The organism is Lentzea roselyniae, from assembly GCF_039537795.1.
Classification (GTDB): Bacteria; Actinomycetota; Actinomycetes; order Mycobacteriales; family Pseudonocardiaceae; genus Lentzea; species Lentzea atacamensis.
In genome coordinates this window covers 43,145-62,943 of sequence record NZ_BAABBE010000015.1, presented here as the reverse complement: position 1 = coordinate 62,943, position 19,799 = coordinate 43,145, and the positions used below count along the sequence as shown (strand labels likewise).

The 19,799-nt window shown below is 68.9% G+C and carries 20 protein-coding genes and 1 pseudogene; 7 read left to right on the top strand and 14 right to left on the bottom strand.

Annotated features, from left to right (window positions below):
• Positions 1-47: 47 nt before the first annotated feature.
• Positions 48-539, bottom strand: a complete 492-nt coding sequence (locus tag ABFX45_RS26230; protein ID WP_346132571.1) for a GNAT family N-acetyltransferase — start codon at positions 537-539, stop codon at positions 48-50.
• Positions 540-738: 199 nt separating this feature from the next.
• Between ABFX45_RS26230 and ABFX45_RS26225 the strand changes: the two genes are divergently transcribed.
• A complete protein-coding gene (locus ABFX45_RS26225) occupies positions 739-1,053 on the top strand; it encodes a hypothetical protein (RefSeq protein ID WP_109637793.1) in 315 nt (104 codons plus the stop codon).
• Positions 1,050-1,685: a hypothetical protein gene (locus ABFX45_RS26220; RefSeq protein WP_346132569.1), complete on the top strand. Its 636-nt coding sequence runs from the start codon at positions 1,050-1,052 to the stop codon at positions 1,683-1,685. Before ABFX45_RS26225 ends, ABFX45_RS26220 begins: the two co-directional genes overlap by 4 nt.
• A 137-nt stretch (positions 1,686-1,822) precedes the next feature.
• Here the strand turns inward: ABFX45_RS26220 and ABFX45_RS26215 are convergent, their stop codons facing one another.
• The 6 genes from ABFX45_RS26215 to ABFX45_RS26190 form a co-directional block, all read right to left on the bottom strand.
• A complete protein-coding gene (locus tag ABFX45_RS26215) occupies positions 1,823-3,472 on the bottom strand; it encodes an AMP-binding protein (RefSeq protein WP_109637978.1) in 1,650 nt (549 codons plus the stop codon).
• Positions 3,473-3,657: 185 nt separating this feature from the next.
• The gene (locus tag ABFX45_RS26210) at positions 3,658-4,353 is read right to left on the bottom strand and encodes a FadR/GntR family transcriptional regulator (protein ID WP_346132566.1); all 696 of its coding nucleotides are present in this window, start codon (positions 4,351-4,353) and stop codon (positions 3,658-3,660) included.
• Positions 4,353-5,120, bottom strand: coding sequence for a 3-oxoacyl-ACP reductase (locus tag ABFX45_RS26205; RefSeq protein WP_109637790.1), 768 nt, complete (start codon positions 5,118-5,120; stop codon positions 4,353-4,355). The genes ABFX45_RS26210 and ABFX45_RS26205 overlap by 1 nt, the downstream gene beginning before the upstream one ends.
• 14 nt (positions 5,121-5,134) lie before the next feature.
• Positions 5,135-6,487 carry an aldehyde dehydrogenase family protein gene (locus ABFX45_RS26200; RefSeq protein ID WP_346132564.1) on the bottom strand — a complete coding sequence of 451 codons (1,353 nt, stop codon included), beginning with the start codon at positions 6,485-6,487 and terminating at the stop codon, positions 5,135-5,137.
• Positions 6,484-7,176 carry a gamma-glutamyl-gamma-aminobutyrate hydrolase family protein gene (locus ABFX45_RS26195; protein ID WP_215732628.1) on the bottom strand — a complete coding sequence of 231 codons (693 nt, stop codon included), beginning with the start codon at positions 7,174-7,176 and terminating at the stop codon, positions 6,484-6,486. The genes ABFX45_RS26200 and ABFX45_RS26195 overlap by 4 nt, the downstream gene beginning before the upstream one ends.
• Complete coding sequence (locus ABFX45_RS26190) at positions 7,163-8,503, bottom strand: glutamine synthetase family protein (protein WP_346132561.1); 1,341 nt, start codon at positions 8,501-8,503, stop codon at positions 7,163-7,165. Before ABFX45_RS26190 ends, ABFX45_RS26195 begins: the two co-directional genes overlap by 14 nt.
• Before the next feature lie 111 nt (positions 8,504-8,614).
• Here ABFX45_RS26190 and eat point away from each other — a divergent pair, with 111 nt between their 5' ends.
• The 5 genes and pseudogenes from eat to ABFX45_RS26165 all read left to right on the top strand — a co-directional run bounded on the left by eat (position 8,615) and on the right by ABFX45_RS26165 (position 13,097).
• Positions 8,615-10,039 (top strand): ethanolamine permease, encoded by a 1,425-nt coding sequence (gene eat / locus ABFX45_RS26185; protein WP_109637787.1) that lies wholly within the window; start codon positions 8,615-8,617, stop codon positions 10,037-10,039.
• Positions 10,036-10,947: an NAD-dependent epimerase/dehydratase family protein gene (locus ABFX45_RS26180; RefSeq protein ID WP_346132559.1), complete on the top strand. Its 912-nt coding sequence runs from the start codon at positions 10,036-10,038 to the stop codon at positions 10,945-10,947. The genes eat and ABFX45_RS26180 overlap by 4 nt, the downstream gene beginning before the upstream one ends.
• Complete coding sequence (locus ABFX45_RS26175; protein ID WP_112231552.1) at positions 10,940-11,803, top strand: 3-hydroxybutyryl-CoA dehydrogenase; 864 nt, start codon at positions 10,940-10,942, stop codon at positions 11,801-11,803. Before ABFX45_RS26180 ends, ABFX45_RS26175 begins: the two co-directional genes overlap by 8 nt.
• Before the next feature lie 59 nt (positions 11,804-11,862).
• Positions 11,863-12,560 (top strand): annotated as a pseudogene (locus ABFX45_RS26170) (class I SAM-dependent methyltransferase).
• A 12-nt stretch (positions 12,561-12,572) separates the two neighbouring features.
• Positions 12,573-13,097, top strand: coding sequence for a hypothetical protein (locus ABFX45_RS26165; protein WP_346132556.1), 525 nt, complete (start codon positions 12,573-12,575; stop codon positions 13,095-13,097).
• A gap of 12 nt (positions 13,098-13,109) precedes the next feature.
• Here ABFX45_RS26165 and ABFX45_RS26160 read toward each other — a convergent pair whose 3' ends face one another.
• The 7 genes from ABFX45_RS26160 to ABFX45_RS26130 all read right to left on the bottom strand — a co-directional run bounded on the left by ABFX45_RS26160 (position 13,110) and on the right by ABFX45_RS26130 (position 19,795).
• A complete protein-coding gene (locus ABFX45_RS26160; RefSeq protein ID WP_109637784.1) occupies positions 13,110-13,691 on the bottom strand; it encodes a GTP-binding protein in 582 nt (193 codons plus the stop codon).
• A complete protein-coding gene (locus tag ABFX45_RS26155) occupies positions 13,672-14,037 on the bottom strand; it encodes a DUF742 domain-containing protein (RefSeq protein ID WP_109637783.1) in 366 nt (121 codons plus the stop codon). The genes ABFX45_RS26160 and ABFX45_RS26155 overlap by 20 nt, the downstream gene beginning before the upstream one ends.
• Positions 14,037-14,471 carry a roadblock/LC7 domain-containing protein gene (locus ABFX45_RS26150; RefSeq protein ID WP_089913172.1) on the bottom strand — a complete coding sequence of 145 codons (435 nt, stop codon included), beginning with the start codon at positions 14,469-14,471 and terminating at the stop codon, positions 14,037-14,039. The genes ABFX45_RS26155 and ABFX45_RS26150 overlap by 1 nt, the downstream gene beginning before the upstream one ends.
• Positions 14,468-16,654: a sensor histidine kinase gene (locus ABFX45_RS26145; protein WP_233439612.1), complete on the bottom strand. Its 2,187-nt coding sequence runs from the start codon at positions 16,652-16,654 to the stop codon at positions 14,468-14,470. Before ABFX45_RS26145 ends, ABFX45_RS26150 begins: the two co-directional genes overlap by 4 nt.
• Before the next feature lie 345 nt (positions 16,655-16,999).
• Positions 17,000-17,917, bottom strand: coding sequence for an SMP-30/gluconolactonase/LRE family protein (locus ABFX45_RS26140; RefSeq protein WP_346132553.1), 918 nt, complete (start codon positions 17,915-17,917; stop codon positions 17,000-17,002).
• A gap of 171 nt (positions 17,918-18,088) precedes the next feature.
• Complete coding sequence (locus tag ABFX45_RS26135) at positions 18,089-18,931, bottom strand: helix-turn-helix domain-containing protein (RefSeq protein ID WP_112231543.1); 843 nt, start codon at positions 18,929-18,931, stop codon at positions 18,089-18,091.
• Between the two features lie 120 nt (positions 18,932-19,051).
• Positions 19,052-19,795, bottom strand: coding sequence for a hypothetical protein (locus ABFX45_RS26130; protein ID WP_146231602.1), 744 nt, complete (start codon positions 19,793-19,795; stop codon positions 19,052-19,054).
• Between the last annotated feature and the right edge of the window lie 4 nt (positions 19,796-19,799).

The following is a 19,799-nucleotide window of genomic DNA, read 5'->3' as shown; positions in this document are numbered from 1 at the left end:
CGCGACTCGGACACGATGACTCCTAGCTGGAAGTTTGGGTTTTCAGGTCAGATGTTATCGGTGCTCAAGATGGACATGACGATCGCGTCGTAGAACTCGCCTTCCCAGAGGAGCGCGTCCCTCAGCCGCCCCTCTTCCCGGAAGCCGCACTTCTTGTAGACGTGGATCGCCCGGTCGTTGAACTCGTACACCTCCAGGTCCACCCGGTGGAGGTCCCGCTCGCCGAACGCGTAGCCGAGAACGTGCTTGATCGCGGCGGTGCCGTAGCCCTTGCCGAACCCGTCCTGCAGGAAGATCCGCAGGCCGGCCGACCGGTTGTGCGGGTTGATCGTGAGCACGACCTCGCCGAGGAACCTGCCGTCCTCGGTGATGGCGCGGGTGTAGCGGTTCGGGTCGTTCAGCGTCCGCTCGATGTACGCCTCGTAGTCCTCCAGCGTGAACGTGGCGTGCGACCCGGTCAGCTTCCTGACCTCGGCTTCGTTCGGCCCGCCGAGGAGCATCTGCGGGGCGAGCTCCTTGCGGAGCGGTACGAGTTCCATGGCTCTATCGAACCCCGTGACCGCAACCGGTTTCGGGCGGCGTTGGAACCGGACGCGCGGAGCCCGCGTCAGTTAGCTCGACCGGGTGGTTTCCGCTCGCGATTCATACGCAGCCCGTCTGAGTGGTTTTTCGGATGCGTCGCGCAGGACGGGGAGAGCAGTCTGTGTGCCCGGCCCCGCCCGCCGATAGGAGCACGCCATGCACGACCTGGTGGTCGAATGCCCGGTCCGCCTGACCGAGTCGAACCGGGACGAACTGCGCCTGCTGTACGCCGACCTCCGTGACCACTACGCGCGCCGCGACGCCCGCGACGGCACGCGCACGACGTTGCACTTCGTGTGGTCGGGCGTCCTCGATCCCGAGCTCTTCGGTGCGACCTACGCCGACCAGCGGCACATCTTCACCGCCTCACGCCCGATCCTGAACTCCACGCGCGACACCGCCGGGCTTCAGGAAACGAACAGGTGGCTGTCAGGCTCAGCTCAGCCGAACGGCGCATCGTTGAGGACATGAGCGAGCAGGGACAGGCGCCTCCACCGCCGGAGCCGCCCCGGGACAGGGCACAGAACGAACCGCAGGCGGCCCGGCCCGCACCGGACCAGGCAACGACCCCGCTGCCGGCCGACGCGCCGGCCACGCCCGGTCAGCAGCAGCCGACCGCCGAGCTTCCGGCCGTGCCCGGATCACAACCGGCCGATGCGCAGACAGCCGCGCCCGGACCGCAGTCAGCGGCCGAGCAGCCCGCTGCCGCCGGAGCGCCCGCCGGCGCGACACCCGCAGACACGCCCACCGCGGCACCCTCGGCCGGAGCACCCGCCGGCGCGACGCCCGCAGACACACCCGCAGCGACAGCCGCGGAGGCACCACCGGCAGCGGCACCGATCCCCCCAGCCGCGGGTCCCGGCAGGGTGCGGCGTTTCGCCGGCCACCGAACCACCCAGCTGGTCGCCGTGGGCCTGCTGGGCCTCGTCCTCGGCGGCGGCATCGTGGGCGCGGTCGCGGCCAACCGCTTCGACGACCACCGGGGACCCGGCCACGTCCGCGTCTACGAGCGCGGCGACCGCGGGCCCGACCGCGGTGACCGGGGTGACCGCTTCGAGCAGCGCGGCCCGTTCAGCGACCGCGGTGACCGCTTCGAGCGGTAACCCGACCGAGCGCACGACCCGCGTTTCTGCCCGAGTCCCCGACGACGCGGGTCGTGCGCTCCCCAAAACCAGGAACGCGCGTCACGGCTGGATTAGTCCCCCTCGTTCTGCCGTGCCGCGCGTTCCGCCCCAAGCCGTCACTGCGAAGCCTGTTGCGGCCCCAGCCGGATCGCCAGCAGCTGACGCCGCAGCACCTTCCCGGTCGCGTTGCGCGGCAGGTTCGGCACGACCACGACCTCACGCGGAACCTTGTGCCTCGCCAGCCGGGTCCGCACGAACTCGCGCAGCTCCCGCACGTCGATCCGCGCCCCCGCCACCGGCACCACGAACGCGCGCAACCGTTGCCCGTACTCGGGATCCGGCACACCGAGCACCGCCGCGTCGCGCACCCGGTAGTGCGTCATCAGCAGGTTCTCCACCTCGACCGGGTACACGTTCTCCCCGCCGGACACGATCATGTCGTCCTCGCGGCCGTCGAAGTAGAGCCGTCCGCTCGGGTCGAAGTGGCCGAGGTCGCCGGTCGCGACGAGGCCGTCGATGCGTTCCTTCTGCGAGCCGTCCGTGTACTCGTCGACGGTCAGCGAGCCGCGCACGAAGACGCGGCCCGTCACGAACGAGCGGGTGATCCGGTTCCCGTCCTTGTCGTAGATCCGCACGATGCAGTTGTGCGGTGGCATGCCGACGCTCGACGGTGCGGCCGCGAGGTCTTCCGGTGTGGCCACGGTGGCGACCGCGACCTCCGTGCTGCCGTAGAGGTTGTAGAGCACCGGGCCCAGCACCGCCTGCGTCCGGTGCACGAGGTCCGTCGACAACGTGGAACCCGAGCAGAACACGACGCGCAGGTGCGAGAGGTCGAACGAGTCGATCACGTGCCGGTCGAGCTCCATGATGCGCTGCAGCATCGTCGGCACCAGCACGATCGTCGTGCAGCGCTGGCCCTGCACCGACCACAGCGTCTTGCGCGGGTCGAACCGGCGTTGCAGCACCGCGCGCGAGCCCAGCGACATGGCGAGCGTCAGGTGCGAGTAGCCGACCGAGTGGAAGATCGGCGCGGCGATGAACGTCGACTCGCCGGAGCGCATCGGGATGCGGTCGAGGAAGTCCGACGCCGTCAGCACCGACTTGATCTCGCGGGCCGTTCCCTTCGGCACGCCCGTGGTTCCGGACGTCAGCTGGATGACGACTCCTGGTTCGCGCGGCGGTTCCAGCTCGCCGCGAGGCGCCTTGGCCACCAGCTGGTCGAGTGTCGGGGTACGACGGTCGAGCCCGTCGCGCGACCACGCGAGCCAGCGCGGGATCGACGGCGGCAGCTGGTGGAACAGCGGCGTGAACTCCTCGTCGTGGATGACGACGGAAGCGCGCTCACGTTGCAGGAGATCCAGAACGACCGGCGCGCCGAAGCCGGTGTTCACCAGCAGCACGCGGACGCCGAGCTTCGCGCACGCCAGCAACGACTCGACCATTCCGCGGTGGTTGCGGCACATCAGCGCGACGATGTGGGTGTGCTGCACCCCCAGCGAGCGCAGGCCCTGCGCGATCGCGGTGGACCGTCTGTCGAGCTGCCGGTAGGTCACCGAACCGCGTTCGTCGACGACCGCGACACCGTCCGGGTTCAACCGCACGGAACGGCGCAGCGCGGTGACGTTCGGCCCCCAGACCTTGACCTCTTTCAGCGCCTGGACGGACATCCTGAAGTTCTTGAGACTCACCATGCCCGCGGCGGACAAGACACGGAGTGAGTGCACCCGGCCCATGGCGTCGCGAAACACCTTGCGCAACCCTGGCATCAACAGCTCCTCGCGCTGCAAGTCCCCGAGGTATTCGGACGGTAACTGTCCGCAAGCCCCACGCCAAGTGTTGTTCCATGCGGAATTCGCATGACAACCCGACAACTGTACCTGCAAACGTTTTCACGTTGCCCGGTTCCCGCCCGAATCCCCGTCGACTGCTCCCGATGCGGGAGTCTGACCGGTCAGACCAAAAACCCCCGCAGCAAAGACGCGGTTCCGTCGAGGTGCTCGGCCATCGCCTGCCGCGCCACCGCCGGGTCTCCGTCCAAAATGGAGGCGATGATGCGCTCGTGCTGCGCGTTGGAGTGCGCGAGGTTCGGCTCGAGCAGCGGAATGGTGTCGAGCAGCTCGTTCACGCGCATCCTGGACTCCGCCACCGCGGCGGTGAGGGACGCGGACCCGGTCGCCTCGGCGATCGCCAGGTGCAGCCGCGAGTCCTTGCGCCGGTACTCCGCGAGCGTCGCGGTGGACGCCTCTTCCAGGCGTACTCGCAGCCCACGGCGTTCGGCGGACCCCAGAGAACGGCCCGCGGCGGCCTCGGCGGCGCCCGTTTCCAGGACCTTGCGCAGCGTGAGCGCGTCGTGGATGTCGCCGAGCTCCTTGCCGGGCGCGGACTTCGGAATCACGTCGTTGACGAACGTGCCGCCGTACCGTCCTCTGCGGGACTCGACGTAGTTGTTCTCCTGCAACGATCTGATCGCTTCACGCACGGTCACCCGGCTCACGCCGAGCCGGGTGGCCAGCTCCCGTTCGGACGGCAGCCGCTCACCCGGCGCGACGACGCCGAGCCGGATGGCCTGCATGAGCCGTTCGACGGTCTCTTCGAAAGCGTTGCCCGCCCGGACCGGGCGGAACAACGCCTCCTCCGCGTGCTCCATTAGAGCGGTGTCACGTACGCGCCGGCGATGCCGCCGTCCACCAGGAAGTTCGACGCCGTCATGAACGAGGAGTCGTCCGACGCCAGGAACGCGACAGCGGCGGCGATTTCCTCAGGTTCCGCGAACCGGCCGAGCGGGACGTGGACGAGGCGCCGCGCGGCCCGCTCCGGATCCTTCGCGAACAGTTCCTGCAACAGCGGCGTGTTGACCGGCCCGGGGGAAAGCGCATTCACCCGGATGCCCTCGCGCGCGAACTGCACACCGAGCTCGCGGGACATCGCGAGCACGCCACCCTTCGACGCCGTGTAGGAGATCTGCGACGTCGCCGCGCCCATCGTCGCCACGAACGACGCAGTGTTGATGATGGAACCCTTGCCGTTGGCCTGCATGTGCGGGATGGCGTACTTGCAACACAAATAAACTGACGTGAGGTTCACCTTCTGCACGCGCTCCCACGCCTCGATGCCCGTCGTCAGGATCGAGTCGTCGTCGGGTGGCGAGATGCCGGCGTTGTTGAACGCGATGTCCAGCTTGCCGTAAGTGTCCACAGTGGTCTGGAAGAGCGCTTTGACCTGCTCTTCGTCGGTCACGTCGACCTGGACGAACAGCCCGCCGACCTCGTCCGCGGCCGCCTTGCCCGCGTTCGGGTCGACATCGGCGACGACGACCTTCGCGCCCTCGCTCGCAAACCTGCGCACGGTCGCGAGTCCGATGCCGCTGCCGCCACCCGTCACGACGGCCACGCGGCCCTCGAGTCGCTGCACCATCTCTTGTTCTCCTGTCAGGTAGCGATGAAGACGTTCTTGACTTCGGTGAAGGCGTCCAAGGCGTCCGGTCCGAGCTCACGGCCGAGCCCGGACTGCTTCACGCCGCCGAACGGTGTCCAGTAGCGGACGGATGAATGCGAGTTCACAGACAGGTTCCCGGCCTCGACGGCCCGCGAGACCCGGATCGCCCGCCCGACGTCCCGCGTCCAAATGGAACCGGACAGCCCGTACTCGGAGTCGTTCGCGATCCTGATCGCGTCCGCCTCGTCGGAGAACGGCAGCACGACCACGACCGGTCCGAAGATCTCCTCGTGGACGGCCGGGTGGTCCGCCGGGGGCGTGAGGACCGTCGGCGGGAACCAGAATCCCGGTCCGTCCGGTGCTGAGCCGCGGAACGCGACCGGAGCGTCGTCTGGGACGTAAGACGCCACCTTCCCGAGGTGCGACGCGCTGATGAGCGGCCCCATCTCGGTCGCGTCGTCGCCGGGCTCGCCGACCTTCACGCCCTTGACCGCGGGCTCCAGCAGCTCCATGAACCGGTCGTAGACGCTGGCCTGCACGAGGATCCGCGACCGCGCGCAGCAGTCCTGCCCGGCGTTGTCGAAGACCCCGTAGGGCGCGGTCGCGGCCGCCTTCTCCAGGTCGGAGTCCGCGAAGACGATGTTGGCCGACTTGCCGCCGAGCTCCAGCGTCACGCGCTTCACCTGGTCCGCGCAGCCGGCCATGATCTGCTTGCCGACGCCGGTCGAGCCGGTGAAGACGACCTTGCGCACCAGCGGATGCGTGACGAACCGGTTGCCGACGACCGAGCCCTTGCCCGGGAGCACCTGGAAGACGTCCTCTGGGAGGCCTGCCTCGCGAGCCAGCTCGCCGAGCCGGATCGCGGTCAGCGGGGTGAGCTCGGCGGGCTTCAGCACGACGGTGTTGCCGGCCGCGAGCGCCGGTGCGAAACCCCAGCCCGCGATCGGCATCGGGAAGTTCCACGGCACGATCACGCCGACGACGCCGAGGGGCTCGTGGAACGTGACGTTCAGGCCACCGGGGACCGGGATCTGCTTGCCGAACAACCGTTCCGGCGCGGCCGCGTAGTAGTGCAGCACGTCACGGACGTTGCCGGCCTCCCAGCGCGCGTTGCCGATGGTGTGCCCGGAGTTCTCGACCTCCAGCCGCGCCAGTTCCTCGTTGTGCGCGTCGACGAGCTCCGCGAACCGGCGCAGCAGCCGCGCGCGATCACCGGGCGCGACGTTTCGCCAGGTCTCGAACGCCTTGTGCGCCTTGACGATCGCGGCATCCGTCTCTTCGAGAGAGGTGTGCGGTACCGACCGCACGACCTTCTCCGTGGCGGGGTTGATGACGTCAAAGGTCACGCTTTTCTCCTTGCAACGCCGACAAGCGCTTCGAACAGCCTCAGGTCTTCGATGTCCTGCTCGGGGTGCGACTGCACGCCGACGACGAACCGCGCGCCTTCCATCTCGACCGCCTCGACCGTGCCGTCGGGTGCCTGCGCGGTGACCCGCAGCCCGTCGGCGATCCGGTCCAGCGACTGGTGGTGATGGCACTGCACGTTGGTGTGGTCGCCCAGGATCGCGTGCAGCTGCGTGCCCGGAACGACGGTGATGTCGGTGTGCCCGAACACGCCCGGTGCCTCGTTGTGGCCCTCGATGTGCTGGTGCAGCGTGCCGCCCAGCGCCACGTTGAGCACCTGCATGCCCCGGCACACGCCGAGCACCGGCAGGTCGAGCTTCAACGCGGCCTCGACGAGCGCGAACTCGGTGGCGTCGCGGTCGGGGCGCGGTTCGCCGGTCATCGGGTGCGGGTCGGCACCGTACGTGGCGGGGTCGATGTCCGCGCCGCCCGCGATCACCAGGCCGTCCAGGAAACCGATGGTCTCGGCGGTCCAGGTGCCGACCGGCGGCAGCATGACGGGGTTGCCGCCCGCCTGCACCACGCAGTCGAGGTAGCCGCGGTAGAGCACGGCGGCTTCCACGTCCCAGAACCCGAAGCGCGTGCGCTCCAGGTAGGTGCTGATGCCGATGAGCGGCTTAGAGGCGCTCAAACCCGCGCACCTTCTCCCAGTCCGTGATCGCCGCCTCGAACGCGTCCAGCTCGACCTTCGCCGCGTTCAGGTAGTGGTCGACGACCTCCTTGCCGAAGGCCTCCCGCGCGATCTCGCTGGCGGCGAACAGGTCCGCGGCCTCACGCAGCGTCGTCGGCACCGTCGGCCGGTCCGAGGCGTAGGCGTTGCCGACGAACTCGTCCTCCAGCTCCAGTTTCCGCTCGACCCCGTGCAGGCCGGCCGCGATCAGCGCCGCGACCGCCAGGTACGGGTTCACGTCGCCACCGGGTACCCGGTTCTCGAACCTGAGCGACTGCCCGTGGCCGACGACCCGCAGCGCGCAGGTGCGGTTGTCCCGGCCCCACGCCACCGCGGTCGGCGCGAACGAGCCCTTCACGAAGCGCTTGTAGGAGTTGATGTTCGGCGCGAGGAAGTAGGTGAACTCCCGCAGCGCGGCCAGCTGCCCGGCGAGGAAGTGCTTCATCATCTCGGACATGCCGTGACCCTCGGCGAAGACCGGGTCGCCGTCCTTGGAGCGCAGGGACAGGTGGATGTGGCAGGAGTTGCCCTCGCGTTCGTTGTACTTCGCCATGAACGTGAGCGACTTGCCCTGCTGCGACGCGATCTCCTTGGCGCCGTTCTTGTAGATCGCGTGCTGGTCGCACGTCCGCAGCGCCGTCGTGTACCGGAACGCGATCTCGTGCTGACCGGGGTTGCACTCCCCCTTGGCCGACTCGACCACCATTCCGGCGCCCGTCATGCCGTTGCGAATGGCCCGCAGCAACGGCTCGACGCGCGCGGTGCCGAGCAACGAGTAGTCGACGTTGTACTGGTTCGACGGCGTGAGGTTGCGGTAGCCGGCGTTGAAGGCCTGCTCGTACGTGTCGTCGAAGACGATGAACTCCAGCTCGGTGCCGACGTACGCCTCCAGCCCGAGCGCGGCCAGCCGGTCGAGCTGCTTGCGCAGGATCTGCCGCGGTGAGGCGACGACCGGGTCGCCGTTCTCCCAGACGACGTCGCACATGACGAGCGCGGTGCCCTCCTGCCACGGCACGCAGCGCAGCGTCTCCAGGTCCGGCTTCATCACGAAGTCGCCGTACCCGCGGTCCCAGCTCGACATCGCGTAGCCGCTGACCGGGTTCATCTCGACGTCGACGGCGAGCAGGTAGTTGCAGCCCTCCGCGGAGTGCCCGAGGACCTCGTCGAGGAAGTACCGCGCCGCGCACCGCTTGCCCTGCAGCCGTCCCTGCATGTCCACGATCGCGACCAGGACGGTGTCGATCTCACCGGTGTCCACGGCCTCGCGCAACTCCTCGACGGTCAGCATCTGAGCGTTCCTCCAAAGGTATGTCTGCGAGCCATTGGCGGCACCATCTTGACACTTGTGGGTGACGGGCGCCACCCTCAACCACCGGTTAAAGGACTATTAGGAGTCCATATGGCCAAGCACGTCGAGTACGAGAAGGTTGGCAGCGACTACCTGGAGCACCGTCAGCTCAAACGTGGCGCGGCGGGCTGGGTCCTGCTCGCCGGGCTGGGTGTCTCGTACGTCATCTCCGGTGACTTCGCCGGGTGGAACTTCGGGCTCGCCCAGGGCGGCTGGGGCGGATTGCTGATCGCCACGGTCCTGATGGCGACGATGTACACCTGCATGGTGTTCGGTCTCGCCGAACTCGCCTCCGCACTGCCCGTCGCAGGCGCCGGCTACGGGTTCGCGAGGCGCGCGCTCGGCCCGTTGGGCGGCTACGCGACAGGCATCGCCATCCTGATCGAGTACGCCATCGCTCCCGCGGCGATCGCGGTGTTCATCGGCGACTACGTCAAGGCTCTGGGCCTGCTCGACGCCACGTGGCCGGTGTACCTGGCGTGCTACGTGATCTTCGTCGGAATTCACCTGTGGGGCGTCGGCGAGGCGTTGCGGGTGATGTTCGTGATCACCGGTGTCGCGGTCGTGGCGCTGGTGGCGTTCGTGGCGGGCATGATCCCGAAGTTCGACTCCGCCAAGCTGTTCGACATCGGCGACGGCTCGTTCCTGCCGATGGGCGTCACGGGTGCGTGGGGCGCGATCGTGTTCGCGATCTGGTTCTTCCTCGCGGTCGAGGGTGTGCCGCTGGCCGCCGAGGAAGCCAGGGATCCGAAGCGCGACATGCCGCGCGGCATCATCGCCGCGATGGTGACGCTGCTGGTGTTCGCGGCGGCGATCCTGCTCGTGGCACCGGGTGGCGCGGGCTCGAAGGTGCTGGAGGCGTCCGGAAACCCGTTGCCCGAGGCGGTCCGCGCGGCCTACGGCGGCGACAACTTCCTGGCGCAGCTGGTGAACTACGTCGGCCTGGCGGGCCTGGTCGCGTCGTTCTTCTCGATCATCTACGCCTACTCGCGCCAGCTCTTCGCCCTGTCCCGCGCGGGCTACCTGCCGCGCTGGCTGTCGAAGACCGGCAAGCGCAAGACGCCGTACCTCGCGCTGATCGTGCCGGGCACCATCGGCTTCGCGCTGGCCACGATCATGAAGACGGCCGACCCGGTGACGGGTGGCGCACGGCTCATCAACATCGCCGTGTTCGGCGCCGCTCTCTCGTACGTGCTGATGATGGTGTCGCACATCGTCCTGCGTAAGACCGCACCGGACCTGCCGCGTCCGTACCGCACTCCTGGCGGTGTGGTGACCACGAGCGTTGCGCTGGTGCTGGCCGTTGCCGCTGTTATCGCGACGTTCTTCGTCGACGAGATCGCGGCGGCCGTCACGGCGGGGATCGTGTTGATCGCCGTTGCCTACTACTGGTTCTACAGCCGTCACCACCTGGTGGCGAACGCGCCGGAGGAGGAGTTCGCGGCCATCGCGAAGGCGGAGGCCGAACTCGATTGAGCAAGCGTGCGTTGATCCTCGGCGGCACGGGCCTCATCGGCCGTGCCGCCGCCCGGCATCTGCGGGCGCACGGCTGGACCGTCGACGCGCCCGGCCGCGAGGTGGACCGCGAGGACCCGGCGGCGATCGCCCGCGCGCTGGGCGACGGCGCCGACCTCCTGGTCGACTGCCTCTGCTACACCGCCGAGCACGCCCGATCGCTGCTGCCGCTGGTCCACGACGCGACCTCCACGGTGATGATCTCCGCCAAGGCCGTCTACGTGGACGACGAGGGCCGGCACGTCAACTCGCCCTCACCGCCGCGGTTCGCGGGACCCGTGACCGAGGACCAGCCGACGATGGCTCCTGGCTGTTCGGACTTCCGCACCCGCGAGGGCTACGGCGCCAACAAGGTCGCCGCCGAGCAGACGTTGCTCGACAGCGGCCTGCCCATCACCGTGCTGCGGCCGTCCAAAGTGCACGGCGTGGGCAACAAGCGCCCGCTGGAGTGGTACTTCGTCGAACGAGTCCTCGCGCGCCACCCCGTGGTGGTGCTGGCCAGCCGCGGTGAGGGCACCGACCACCCGTCCGCCGCTGCCAACATCGCCGCGCTGATCGAGACCGCCGCCGCACGCCCGGGCCGCCGGATCCTCAACGCCGCCGACCCGGACGCGCCGAACGGCCTGGAGATCTCCCGGATCATCGCCCGCCACTTCGGCCACCACTGGCGCGAGATCCTGCTGGACCACGACCAGTCCGGCCGCCACCCGTGGCACCGCGTGCCGCCGTTCGTCCTCGACACCACCGCGGCTTCGGCGCTCGGCTACGAGCCCGTGGGCGACTACGCCACCACGGTCGCCGAGACGCTGGACCGGCTCAGCGGCAACTCACGTTCGAGCGCGCCATGGCAGGATCGGTCGGGTGAGTGACATTCAACGTGTGGGAGTCGTCGGTTCCGGCCTCATGGGCTCCGGAATCGCCGAGGTGAGCGCCCGCGCCGGCCTCGACGTCATCGTCGCCGAGGTCAACGCGAGCGCGGCCGAGGCAGCGCAGGGGCGGATCGCCTCGTCGCTGGCCAGGGGCGTCAAGGCGGGCAAGCTGAGCGAGGCCGACCGCGATGCCGCGCTCGGCCGCATCCGGTTCACCACCGACATCGGCGAGTTCGCCGACCGGCAGTTCGTGGTCGAGGCCGTCGCCGAGAACGAGCAGGTCAAGACCGAGGTCTTCGCCACCCTCGACAAGGTCGTGAAGGACGAGGACGCCATCTTCGCGTCCAACACGTCGTCCATCCCGATCATGAAGCTGGGCATGGCCACCGGCCGCCCCGAGCAGGTCATCGGCGTGCACTTCTTCAACCCGGTGCCCGTGCTGAAGCTCGTCGAGATCGTGCCGTCCCTGCTCACCGGCTCCACCACCCAGGTCCGCGCGGAGGCCTTCGTGCGCGCCACCCTGGGCAAGGAGGTCATCCGCTCGCAGGACCGCGCGGGCTTCGTGGTCAACGCGCTGCTGATCCCGTACCTGCTCTCGGCGATCCGCATGCTGGAGTCCGGCTTCGCCTCCGCCGACGACATCGACAACGGCATGGTGCTCGGCTGCGCCCACCCGATGGGCCCGCTGCGCCTCACCGACCTGATCGGCCTCGACACCACGAAGGCCATCGCCGAGTCGATGTACGACGAGTTCAAGGAGCCGCTGTACTCGCCGCCGCCGCTGCTGCTGCGCATGGTGGACGCGGGCCTGCTGGGCAAGAAGTCGGGCCGCGGCTTCCACAACTACGCCAAGTGACGCGAGAGGCCCGCTCCTTGAGCGGGCCTTCTGCTTGTATGGATCACATGCCTGGGGTGATGAACGACTACGACCGCCTCGCCGAGTCGTACAGCGAGTCGAACGAGACCGCCATCTTCAACGCCTACTACGAACGCCCGGCGATGCTCGCACTCGCCGGGCGTTCGTAGTAGGACGCAAGATCCTCGACGCGGGCTGCGGCGCCGGCCCCCTCCTCGCCGAACTGCGGGCACGAGGCGCCGACGTGAGCGGCTTCGACCTGAGCCGGGGGATGCCGGACCTGGCCCGCCGCCGCGTCCCGGACGCCGACCTGCGCGTCGCCGACCTGGCCGCCCCGCTCCCCTACGCCGACGCGGCGTTCGACGACGTCGTCGTGTCGCTGGTCCTGCACCACCTGGAGGACTGGGTCCCGTCGCTCGCCGAGCTGCGGCGCGTGCTGCGCCCCGGCGGCCGCCTGCTGATCTCGGTCGACCACCCGTTCGCCATGCACATGATCCACCGTGCCGAAGGCCGCCGCACCAACTACTTCGAGACCTACAACTACACCGAGACCTGGGACTACAGCGGTGAGCCGGTCGAGATGTCGTTCTGGAACCGGCCGCTGCACGCCATGACGAACGCGTTCACCGCGGCCGGGTTCACCGTCGCCGAGATCGCCGAACCGTTTCCGGTGCCGGAGGCCCAGGCGAAGTTCCCCGAGCACTACGCCGCACTGACGACGAGCCCGAGCTTCCTGTTCTTCGTGCTGACCGCCTAGACGGTGATCCGTGTGGCCGATGCCGTGGTGTTTCCGGGCGGAAGGTCTGGCCCGACGTCGCCGCTGACCATGCGTGCGGGCGAGGTCGCCGAACGGCGCGGCGCGCGCGTGCACCGGCATGTGTGGTCGGGAAAGCCGCCGATGCCGTGGGGGCCGCAGGTCGAACAGTGGGCGTGCGGTGAGGCGACCGCCGTGCTCGGCGCTGTCGGCGGCAGGCCGCTGCTCATCGGCAAGTCGCTGGGCAACGCCGCGGCAGCCGTGGCCGCCGAGCGCTCGTTGCCGTCGGTGTGGCTCACGCCGCTGCTGACCGAGCCTTGGGTCGTGGCCGCGCTGGGCCGCGCGAGCGTCCCGTTCCTGCTGGTCGGCGGAACTGCCGACAGGTGGTGGGACGGCACGCTGGCGCGCCGGTTGTCGCCGCACGTGCTGGAGGTCCAGGACGCCGACCACGACCTGCGCCTGCCCGGCTCGGACGAGGGGCTCAGCCGGGCGGTCGCCGCCGTGGAGGAGTTCCTCGACTCGATCGGCTGGCCCGGCTGAGGACGGCCGCGCTCAGACCGCCGCGAGCCGGTTCATCGAGTGCTCGATCAGCCCGACCAGCACGGTCTTCGACGACTCCCGGTCCCGCGCGTCGCACAGCACCACCGGGATCGCGTCGTCGAGGTCCAGCGCGTGCCGCACCTCGTCCACCGTGTACAGCTGCGCCCCGTCGAAGCAGTTCACCGCGACGACGAACGGGATTCCCCTGTGCTCGAAGAAGTCGATCGAGGGGAACGACGAGTCCAGCCGCCGCGTGTCCACCAGGACGACCGCGCCGATGGCCCCGGTCGCCAGTTCGTCCCACATGAACCAGAACCGGTTCTGCCCCGGCGTCCCGAACAGGTACAGCACCACCTTCGTGTTGATGGTGATGCGCCCGAAGTCCAGGGCGACGGTCGTGGTGTCCTTGCCCTCGATGCCCGCGAGGTCGTCGACGTGCACGCCGGCCTCGGTGAGCAGCTCCTCGGTCTTCAACGGCGGGATCTCGGAGACCGACCCGACCATGGTGGTCTTGCCGGTGCCGAACCCGCCTGCGATGACGATCTTGACCGCGGTGGGCACGGTCAGCTGGCCATCAGATCCCACGAACACCATCCAGTACGGCCTGCAGGAGATCCCTGTCGGGAATCTGGGGGGAGGAGTTCTGCACGATCACGTCACCGCGCTCGATGAGGTCCGACAGCAGGATCTTCACCACGATGAGCGGCACGTCGAGGTAGGCGGCGACCTCGGCGACCGAGAGCGGGCGTGTGCACAGGGCCATGATCTCGCGATGCTCGACCGTCAGCGACGTCTGGTCGGACGCAAACGCGGAGGCTCGGACCTGCGTCACCAGGTGGAGATCAGGCGCGTTCGGCCGGGTGCGGCCGCGCACCATGGCGTAAGGCCGCACCAGCGGCCCCGCGGCCTCGTCGTACCACCAGTCCTCCCGCGCGGTCATCAGCGCGACTCACGCGCCGAGGGGACTGTGGCGGTCTCGGCGCGCGGTGCCGACGAGAGGTACGTGCCCACGCGCTTGACCAGCATGTTCATCTCGTAGGCGATCATGCCCATGTCGGCGTCCTCTTCGCCCAGTACGGCCAGGCAGGCGCCGTGGCCGGCCGCGGTCACGAACAGGTAGGCGTGCTCCATCTCGACGATGGTCTGCCGCACCGCGCCGCCGCCGAAGTGGCGTCCGGTGCCGCGGGCGAGCGACTGGAACGCCGACGCCATCGCGGACAGGTGCTCGGAGTCGTCGCGGGACAGCCCGGCCGAGCGGCCGAGCAGGAGTCCGTCCGCCGACAGCACGACCGCGTGACGGGCGCCGACCACGCGCTGGATGAGGTCCTCCAGCAACCAGTTCAGTTCGCCGTGCTGGCTGGTGTTGTCCTTCATGACGAGGGGGCTCCTTCTGATCTCCAGTCGTCGGTCAGCCGCGCGTCACGGGTGCCGCGCTGGAACGCGGCGAGCCCGTCTCGGGTCCGCTCGGCCGACCTTTCGCCGGTCACCGGCTCGGCGTGCGGCAACTCCTCCGGCTGCATGAGCTGCGGCGCGAGGTTCTGCCGCTTCTTCCTGCGGGGAAGCGCGGGCTTCCCGTCCGGCGGGGCTACCACGGGGTTCTCTTCGTCCACGGATGCATCAGTTGCGGAAACGGCTGGGACGACCCCAGCGTTCAGTGCTGCCTGCACCTCGGGGGCGAGCGTCACGGGGAAGCTCGGGTGTTCCTCGAGATGGCCGTGGCGGTGGTCGTGGAACGACCGCACCGGCATCTGCGTGGTCTCGGTGATGTCGCCCGCGGCGCTGTGCGGGGCGACGATGTTCGGCGGCAGCACGCACAGCGCGACCGTGCCGCCGTAGGGTGAGTCGCGCAGCTCCACCTTGATGCCGCGCCGCGCGGCCAGCCGGGCGACGACGAACAGTCCCAGCCGGGACTCCCCCCGGAACGCCATCGTCTCGAAGTCCGGCGGGTTGGAGAGCTTCGCGTTGGCCTGGAGGCGTTCCTCCTGCGTCATGCCGAGTCCGTGATCCTCGATCTCGATCACGATCCCGTGCGGCACCGCGCTGGAGTGGACGATCACCTCGGACCGCGGCGACGAGAACGCCGTCGCGTTGTCGACGAGCTCCGCGAGCAGGTGGATGGTGTCGGCGACGGCGACACCGACCAGCGCGCGGTCCGGCACCGGGTTGACCCTGACCCGGACGTACTGTTCGGTCTCGGCGACCGCGGCGCGGATGACGTCGCTCAGCCGCACCGGCTTGCGCCACTGCCTGCCCGGCTGCTCTCCGGCGAGGATGATCAGGTTCTCCGCGTTGCGGCGGGCCCGCGTCGCCAGGTGGTCGAGCTGGAAGAGCGAGTCCAGCTGCTCGGGGTTCTCCTCTTCGCGTTCCAGCTTGTCGAGGATCTTGAGCTGCCGGTGGACGAGGCCCTGGTTGCGGTGCGCGATGTCGAGGAAGACCCGGTTCACACCCTCACGGGCCTGCGTCTCCTTCACCGCGGCCGCGACGGCCGTGTACTGGGCGGTGTTGAACGCGTCGGCGACCTGGCCGATCTCGTCGTTGCCGTAGTCGAGCGGCGGCATGTCGCGGTGGACGTCCACCTGCTCACCGCCGCGCAGGCGCGCCACGATGTGCGGCAGCCGTTCCTGCGCGAGCCGCAGCGTGTCCTCCCGCAGCGACGCGAGCCGCGTCACCAGCGCCCGGCTGACCAGGCGGTTGGAGATGCGCAACGCGAGCACGATGCCGACGACGACGGCGAGCAACGCGACGAGGCTGCCGACCAGCACGGCGGTGAGCCTGCTGTTGGCCTTGTCGAGGCCCAGGTTGGCGCCGTCCTCCGCCTGCTGGGCCGCGATCTGCACGAGCTTCTCGTGCACGGGACCGGCGGCCGCGCGCCACTGCTGCTCGGTGACCGCGGTGTCGCCGTTGATGATCCGGCTTTCGAGGTCGAGCAGCGTCCGGTACTCCGAGCTGGTGCGCAGCGAGTCGTACTGGCCGCGCGGCTGCTGCAGCGCGAACGGGATCGTGGCGTCGACGCTGGAGTGGTAGGCGCCGATGAGGCGCACGAACTCGACGCGCTCTGCCGGGGCGAACTTGCCGTTGAGCAGCCCGCGCGAGCCGATGGTGGCGCCGCGGGACATCCAGTCGGCGGCCTGGAAGATCGTCACGGCCTGGAGGCTCGCCTGGCCGGCTTCCGCGTCCGGCACGAGCCGCGCCTGGTGGCCGAAGAGCGACACACCGGCGTCCATGAGGCCGTTGTAGTAGTCGTACACCGCCTGCGGGTTCGCGGTGCCGGCCTTGACCTGCGCGCGTTGCTGCGGCAGCTCGTCCAGCTGCGCGTTCAGGGCGTTGATCCGGTCGACGACGTCCTGCGGTGAATTGCCCGAAAGGTCGGCGAAGACCTCTTTCATCCGGCGCAGCGACTCGTCGGTCTGCCCCTGCTGCCTGCTCAGCGCCGCGGCGTCCACCCCGGCGGCCCTGCTCAGCGCGACGAGACTCAGCTGCCGTTCCTTCTGCAGCCCCGCGAAGGCGTCCGCTGACGGAATCGCGGCTTCGCGCACGTTCGACGCGATCGAACGCATGTAGAAACCGTCGAAAACGGTGTAAGAGGAGAAAACCGCCCACATCACGAGCAAGACAACGCTTGGTACGACGACTACGCCGGCCAACCGCGACCGAATGGTCCGGTAGTTGGTCGGTGTGTAACCGCTCTTCTCGTTCACAGCGCTCTCACGGTCTCCTGTGTCCCACGGCTAGCGCTGCGGGTAACCCGAGTCACTCCATCGGCTGCAATAAGGTAACAAGTCGAGATCATCGTTACCCAATGACAGCGATCACACGCACTACGCGGTGGCAGGCTACCCAGTCGAGTGAGCGGCGCAACACCCGGTACGGGGGTTCTCACAAGGCAAGAACCCCCGTACGGGCTAGTTCCCGTGCCTGTTCCGGGGCCGCTCGACCGCGACGACGTTGTAGGTCGTGCCGGGCGTCGGCGGCGTCGTGAACCGGGCATTCGGCAGGTAGAGGCGCTTGCCGAACGCGGCGACCGTCGTCGGAACGTCGAACCTCGTGTCCTCGAGTTCCGCGGCGAGCGTGGCTCCATCGCGGCTGAGCGTGTAGCGCGCGAGTTTGTTCAGCCTGTTTTGCACCACGTACAACTGCCGTCCCTCACGCAACAGACCGTCACCATTGGTGAGTGTTTGACCGCTCAAATTGATGTTGATGGATTTGCCGGTCCTGGTGTCGACGTGGAACAGCTTTCCGGTGTTGCTCTGCACGACGATCAAGCCGCCGTGGAGACCGGTGACGATGCCGTTCAGGTTGACCGCGCCGGGCGTGATGACCAGATCGCCGGTCAGCTGCAGGGTCCGGTGCGGCTTCAGGTTGAGCGGCACCTCGTAGAGCACCGCCTTGCGCGAGTCGGTGAACCACGCCGACCTGTCCGTCAGCACCACGTCGTTGACGAACGTGTCCGTGGTCGCGAACTGGAACTTGGCCAGCAACGCGCCTGTGCGGGTGTCGTAGACGCGTGCGTCGCCACCAACACCACCAGCGACCCACAACCTGCGCTTGTCGTCGACCTTCATGCCGAGCGACGGCGTGCCCGGCCCCTTGGCGAGCACCTTGCCCTTGCCGGTCCGCAGATCCGCCGCGTAGATCGACCCGTCGGCCCGCGAGCCGAAGTAGGCCGTGACGCCGCTGATCGCGATGCCTTCCGGTTGCCACCCGTTGGGCAGGGAGAACTCCGTCGGGAATGGTTTGGACGCGTCTGCGGTGGCCGGCGCGGCCGCGGTGAGCGTGACGCCCAGGACCGCCGCGAGCAGGACACCGAATCTGCGGTACATGCCGCCTCCTTGCCAGAGGACCTGTCTCGGATTGGGGTGCGCCCCCGATCTTTCTCCCCCGAGGCGGGCGAACCGGAGTTTTCTCAGGAACCCGACATGCGCCCAGGTGGCGAGTGCCTCGAAGGCGGTGAACCAGATCTTCCCTTGAGGTTGTTCAGCGCACCGACGGCCTCACAGCTCGGCGGCGGCCTCGGCGATGAGCTCCAGCGACTCGCCGGGATCGAGGGCGAGCCGCTGCAGTTCCGCGAACCGATGGGCACACTGCTCGGTCAGGCCCGGATCCTCGACGTACTCGCCCTTGATGAACGTCTCCAGGTACACCACGTCGTTGTGCTGGCGGTGCGGGAAGCTCAGCAACGTGAACGGCGAGCCCATCGCCGGATACGCCCCGGCGCCGCGCGGCACCACCTGGACGCTCACCGCCGGGTGTTCGCTGACCTCCATCAGGTGCAGCAGCTGGGCTTTCATCACGCGCGGCCCGCCGACCACCTGCCGCAGCACCGCTTCCGGGAAGACCGCCTGCACGACGAGCGGATCCTTGTCGTTCAGGCGCATGGACCACGCTTCCCGCGCCGTCGCGAGCCGCGCCGTGCGGACCGGGTCGTCGGTCTCCAGCGCGGCGTGCGTGTAGCCGGAGAGCTGAAGAACCGCGGGCACGAGATCCGTCGTGAACACGCGCAGCGAGGTCGACTCGAACACGAGATTCGCGAAGTCCGCGGCCGGATCAAACGGCACCGTGTTGTTGAGCGCGCGCATCCGCACCTGTTCCGCGTACTGCGCCTGCAACACCACGGCCTGCCATTCCGGAGTGGGCACCTTGTAGACGTAACCGAGCGCCATCACGTCCACCGGCGCCGAGGGCTGCACCGCGTTCTCCATCATGGACAGCTTGGCGCTGCTGAAGCCCACGCGCTGCCCGGCCTCGGTGAGGCTGAGCTGCCGCTCGTTGCGCCACCCGGCCAGCTGCCGCCCGATGGCGCGTTCGAGCGTCGTGGCCCGGAAATCCTTCGGCATGACGCGAAGGATATGACCAATTCGGATTACCGAATGGGACCACCCGGTGTGGACAACCCTTTAACGGGGACGCACCCCGTTAATCGGGCACCTATGGCGTTGAATGCGCTTATCGCATTGTTAGCGTTTCGTGCGCGCATGAGCACGCACGAGCTCATGGAACCGGAACGCGTCATCGCCGACCTCGGTCAGCAACGACTTCTCGACCAGGTCGTCCAGCGCGTCCTCGACGTCGCACTCGTGCTCCCCCGCGATCGCCGCCGCCACCGGCACGTCGAACGTCTCCGGCTGCCACGCGCACAACCGGTAGAGACGCGCCTGCCGTTCCGGAAGCTCCACATAGGACTGATCCAGCAGGTGCTGGATGCGCCCGTCGTCCGCGAGCGGTCCGAGCTCGATCTCCTGTGCCTGCGGGATGTTCAGCTTCCTGCGGCTGGTCACGACGACAGTCCCGGACGCGGGCAGCAGCCGCGTCACCTGCTCGGCGGAGTCCGCGTTGTCCAGCAACAGGGTGAACTGCCGCCGCACGACGAGGCTGCGGAACACCGCCGCCCTCTCGTCAGCGGCCACATCGCTCAGCCCGAACGCGCACAGCAGATCCCCGAGCCGCTCGCGCACGGCCAGATCCACGTACAGCGGATCACCGCACCCCTTGTCCTGCAACCACTTCAGCGCCAGCGCGGTCTTCCCCACTCCGCACGGCCCGCTCAGCACCGTCACCCCACCGGCCCTGATCCGCGCCAGTTCCTCGGCCCTGCCGACGAAGTGCCGCGGCGCGACAGGCGGCCGGAACTGCGGTGGCACGCCGTTCCTCCCGCGGTGCCGGACCGCCCCCGTGGTGGTCCCCGTCAAAACGTCACTCATCACC